Here is a 5,303-nt window from a genome sequence, read left to right on the forward strand (position 1 = left end):
ATGTATCCCCGGCATTCGGATTAATGCGAAGAAGCGCACGGGGGTACTCCCCCCGAACGCTTCCACCGAACGCCCCGACCCCAAGGTCGTCAGGCGCTCACCGGGATGACACACCTTCCCGGGGGTCGCCACGATACGACGGCCTTAAGTGGTCCAAGGCATTTCGGATGAATGCGAACGACACACCGCGATTGCAGGGCGATTCAACGCGTCCTGCCTCACCGGCCCTGACCCGAACGGGGTTCGAAGGGTTTATACCCTCGAACCGCTTCGATTCAGGTCCGAAGGAAATGAGGATTCCGCCCCTGCGGTACGCCGCAAGACGGTATCTGATGTTAGCCCTAGTAGTTCGGTGACATCCGAACGGATGTCATACGAACTCGGACCTTTGAACGGTGATTTGACAGCATACCGCTGCCATTCACCCGCCAACACCCCGCGACCAGGTTTAAATGGTCGCGACCCATTCCGGTTGATCCTGCCGGAGGTCATTGCTATTGGGGTCCGATTTAGCCATGCTAGTTGCACGAGTTTAGGCTCGTTGCGGAAAGCTCAGTAACACGTGGACAAACTACCCTACGGAGAACGATAACCTCGGGAAACTGAGGCTAATAGTTCATCGGAGAGTCGCGCTGGAACTGCCGACTCTCCCAAACGCTCCGGCGCCGTAGGATGTGTCTGCGGCCGATTAGGTAGACGGTGGGGTAACGGCCCACCGTGCCGATAATCGGTACGGGTTGTGAGAGCAAGAGCCCGGAGACGGAATCTGAGACAAGATTCCGGGCCCTACGGGGCGCAGCAGGCGCGAAACCTTTACACTGCACGCAAGTGCGATAAGGGGACCCCAAGTGCGAGGGCATATAGTCCTCGCTTTTCACGACTGTAAGGCGGTCGTGGAATAAGAGCTGGGCAAGACCGGTGCCAGCCGCCGCGGTAATACCGGCAGCTCAAGTGATGACCGATATTATTGGGCCTAAAGCGTCCGTAGCCGGCCACGAAGGTTCATCGGGAAATCCGCCAGCTCAACTGGCGGGCGTCCGGTGAAAACCACGTGGCTTGGGACCGGAAGGCTCGAGGGGTACGTCCGGGGTAGGAGTGAAATCCCGTAATCCTGGACGGACCACCGATGGCGAAAGCACCTCGAGAAGACGGATCCGACGGTGAGGGACGAAAGCTAGGGTCTCGAACCGGATTAGATACCCGGGTAGTCCTAGCTGTAAACGATGCTCGCTAGGTGTGACACAGGCTACGAGCCTGTGTTGTGCCGTAGGGAAGCCGAGAAGCGAGCCGCCTGGGAAGTACGTCCGCAAGGATGAAACTTAAAGGAATTGGCGGGGGAGCACTACAACCGGAGGAGCCTGCGGTTTAATTGGACTCAACGCCGGACATCTCACCAGCTCCGACTATAGTAATGACGGTCAGGTTGATGACCTTACCACGACGCTATAGAGAGGAGGTGCATGGCCGCCGTCAGCTCGTACCGTGAGGCGTCCTGTTAAGTCAGGCAACGAGCGAGACCCGCACTTCTAATTGCCAGCAGCAGTTTCGACTGGCTGGGTACATTAGAAGGACTGCCGCTGCTAAAGCGGAGGAAGGAACGGGCAACGGTAGGTCAGTATGCCCCGAATGAGCTGGGCTACACGCGGGCTACAATGGTCGAGACAATGGGTTGCTATCTCGAAAGAGAACGCTAATCTCCTAAACTCGATCGTAGTTCGGATTGAGGGCTGAAACTCGCCCTCATGAAGCTGGATTCGGTAGTAATCGCATTTCAATAGAGTGCGGTGAATACGTCCCTGCTCCTTGCACACACCGCCCGTCAAAGCACCCGAGTGAGGTCCGGATGAGGCCACCACACGGTGGTCGAATCTGGGCTTCGCAAGGGGGCTTAAGTCGTAACAAGGTAGCCGTAGGGGAATCTGCGGCTGGATCACCTCCTAACGACCGAGACCACCCCGACGGGGTGGCTCACACGCGATCTTCCGAGTTCACTAATGACACCCGTTCGGACACCTTAGAACTACTAGGGCTAACACGGGCCCATAGCTCAGTGGTAGAGTGCCTCCTTTGCAAGGAGGATGCCCAGGGTTCGAATCCCTGTGGGTCCATGGTAAGCAGTACTCCACTCCGAAACGATCGTGCCCCTTAAGTGTGGCAAGACGTTTCGACAGAATGGATACTGACGACAGATGCACCATCCCGCGCAAGCGAGGTTGGGAAGGGTCGAAAATTCGCCTCGGGTCGTCACCGAGGGGATTTGATGAAACCGTGTGTACGTGCAATCCAGGCGTCCACTGGACCCGTTCTCCGGGTCACAGTGACTATATCAACTGGCTACTGTGCCAGCTGGTGGATAGCTCGGCTCGAGAGCCGATGACGGACGTGCCAAGCTGCGAAAAGCTTCAGGGACCCGCATGGAGGGTAAGAACTGAAGATCTCCGAATGGGAATCCCCACGCAATTGCCTCGCGCAATGGGGAACGTTCCGAATTGAAACATCTTAGTAGGAACAGGAAAAGAAAGCAATCCGCGATGTCGTTAGTAACGGCGAGTGAACGCGATACAGTCCAAACCGAAGCCTTCGGGCAATGTGGTGTACGGACTACCCATAACGGACCTGGATCTTATGTGAAGTCTCCTGGAATGGAGCGTGATACAGGGTGAAAACCCCGTAACATAAGAACCAGATCCCGGGGTTGTTCCAGAATAGCGGGGGTTGGATATCCCTCGTGAATTTCGCAGGCATCAACTGCGAAGACTAAACACTCCTCGAGACCGATAGCGAACAAGTAGCGTGAGCGAACGCTGAAAAGCACCCCGAAAAGGGCGGTGCAATAGGGCTTGAAATCAGTTGGCGATAGAGCGACGTGGCATACAAGGTCACTCGACGAAAGAACTGGGAGCGATCCCGTAGTATGACTCAAGTGAAGCCGATGTTACGTCGTGCGTTTTGAAAAACGAACCATGGAGTGCATCTGACTGGCGAGTCTAAGGGGAGAACCCCCGGAGGCATAGGGAAACCGATACGGCCGCAGTCTTTGACCAGGGCCACCGTCTTCAAGGGCGGGGAGCCAACCGGATGCGACCCGAAACCAAGTGATCTACGCCGGAGCAGGGCGAAGCGTGGCGAAAGCTGCGTGGAGGCCCGTTAGAGTTGGTGTCCTACAATACCCTCTCGTGACTCTGGTGTAGGGGTGAAAGGCCCATCGAACTTGGCAACAGCTGGTTCCAACCGAAACATGTCGAAGCATGACCTCTGATGAGATAGTTCGTGAGGTAGAGCGACCGATTGGGAATCCGGACTCCGAGAGGAGTTCGCTTCCCTGTCAAACTCCGAACTTACGAACGTCGTAGACTCAGGGAGTCCGGTGTGCGGGGTAAGCTTGTGCACCGTGAGGGAGACAACCCAGAGCCAGGTTAAGGACCCAAAGTGTGGATTAAGTGTGATTGAAGATTGTCTCGAGCCCTAAACAGCCGGGAGGTGAGCTTAGAAGCAGCTACCCTCTAAGAACAGCGTAACAGCTTACCGGCCGAGGTTCGAGGCGTCGAAAATGATCGGGACTCAAATCCACCTCCGAGACCTGGCGGCGTGTCATACGACACGATTCCGTAGGTTGGCATACTGCATGGGTGGAAGCACGGGAGAGATCTCGTGTGGACCGTGCAGCAACGAAAATCATGGTCTCAGTAGCAGCGAGAGTCGGGTGTGAACCCCGACGGCCTTACGCGCAAGGGTTCCTCGGCACTGTCAATCAGCCGAGGGTTAGTCGATCCTAAGTCTAACCGTAATTCGAATTAGATGAAAGGGAAACTGGTTAATATTCCAGTACCTTCTTGCACTAAACGTCGACGCTTTAGGAAACACCGAGCGGGGCCTTCGCCCCGTCGAATCACCGAAATTCGTGGAAGCCGTAACGGCACGAAGCGAACGAATGGTGAGATAGGGAAACTCGGCGGTACCTAGAGCCCGTGAAAAGACAAGCAAGAAGCTCGTACCGAGATCCGACACAGGTGCGCTGGCAGAGCAAGCCAAGGCCTGTCGGGATCAACCGACGTTAGGGAATTCGGCAAGTTAGTCCCGTAAGTTCGCGATAAGGGATGCCTGCTCTTGACCGAGCAGGTCGCAGTGACTCGGACGCTCCGACTGTCTAGTAACAACATAGGTGACCGCAAATCCGCAAGGACTCGTACGGTCACTGAATCCTGCCCAGTGCGGGTATCTGAACACCTAGTACAATAGGACGAAGGACCCGTCAACGGCGGGGGTAACTATGACCCTCTTAAGGTAGCGTAGTACCTTGCCGCTTCAGTAGCGGCTTGCATGAATGGATCAACGAGAGCGTCACTGTCCCAACGTTGGGCCCGGTGAACAGTACGTTCCAGTGCGGAGTCTGGAGACCCCCAAGGGGAAGCGAAGACCCTATAGAGCTTTACTGCAGGCTGTCGCTGAGACGTGGTCGCTAATGTGCAGCATAGGTAGGAGCCATTACACAGGTACCCGCGCCAGCGGGCCACCGAGGCAGCATTGAAATACTACCCGTTAGTGACTGCGACTCTCACTCCTGGCGGAGGACACCGGTAGCCGGGCAGTTTGACTGGGGCGGTACGCGCTCGAAAAGATATCGAGCGCGCCCAAAGATTTCCTCACGCGAGTCGGGAACTCGTGGAAGAGCGCAAGAGCAAACGGAAGTCTGACAGTGACATTCCCAACGAGTGTCGCTGACGCGAAAGCGTGGTCTAGCGAACCTACGAGGTTCATTCATGGGACCCGTAGATGACAGAAAAGCTACCTTAGGGATAACAGAGTCGTCACCGGCAAGAGCACATATCGACCCGGTGGCTTGCTACCTCGATGTCGGTTCCCTCCATCCTGCCTGTGCAGAAGCAGGCAAGGGTGAGGTTGTTCGCCTATTAAAGGAGGTCGTGAGCTGGGTTTAGACCGTCGTGAGACAGGTCGGCTGCTATCTATTGGGGGTGTTAAGGAACTTGACGTGAACGTTCGTATAGTACGAGAGGAACTACGAATGGGTGCCACTGGTGTACCGGTTGTCCGAGAGGGCAGATGCCGGGCAGCTACGCACCACGGGGTAAGAGCTGAACGCATCTAAGCTCGAAACCCACACGGAAAAGAAGTTCCACTGAGGACACTCGTAGAAGACGAGTTCGATAGACTCGGGGTGTACGCAACGAGGCAACGAGTTGTTAAGCCCGCGAGCACTAACAGTCCAAGCCACATTCATACGCACTGAGACCCGAGAACGGGTCCAGGCGCAAACTGGATTGCACGTATACATTGGTACGACG

The 5,303-nt window shown here is 56.0% G+C and carries 1 tRNA gene and 2 rRNA genes; all 3 read left to right on the top strand.

Going from position 1 to position 5,303, the window contains the following annotated elements:
* The first annotated feature begins 465 nt into the window (after positions 1 to 465).
* The 3 genes from FY251_RS20520 (at position 466) to FY251_RS20530 (ending at position 5,240) form a co-directional block, all read left to right on the top strand.
* Positions 466 to 1,939: ribosomal RNA gene (locus FY251_RS20520) — 16S ribosomal RNA — on the top strand.
* 97 nt (positions 1,940 to 2,036) lie between these two features.
* Positions 2,037 to 2,108, top strand: a tRNA-Ala gene (locus FY251_RS20525).
* A gap of 217 nt (positions 2,109 to 2,325) precedes the next feature.
* A 23S ribosomal RNA gene (locus tag FY251_RS20530) occupies positions 2,326 to 5,240 on the top strand.
* Together the 16S and 23S rRNA genes with 1 tRNA gene alongside form the textbook arrangement of a ribosomal RNA operon.
* Positions 5,241 to 5,303: the final 63 nt, after the last annotated feature.

Source organism: Haloferax sp. KTX1 (assembly GCF_902410085.1).
Classification (GTDB): domain Archaea; phylum Halobacteriota; class Halobacteria; order Halobacteriales; family Haloferacaceae; genus Haloferax; species Haloferax massiliensis.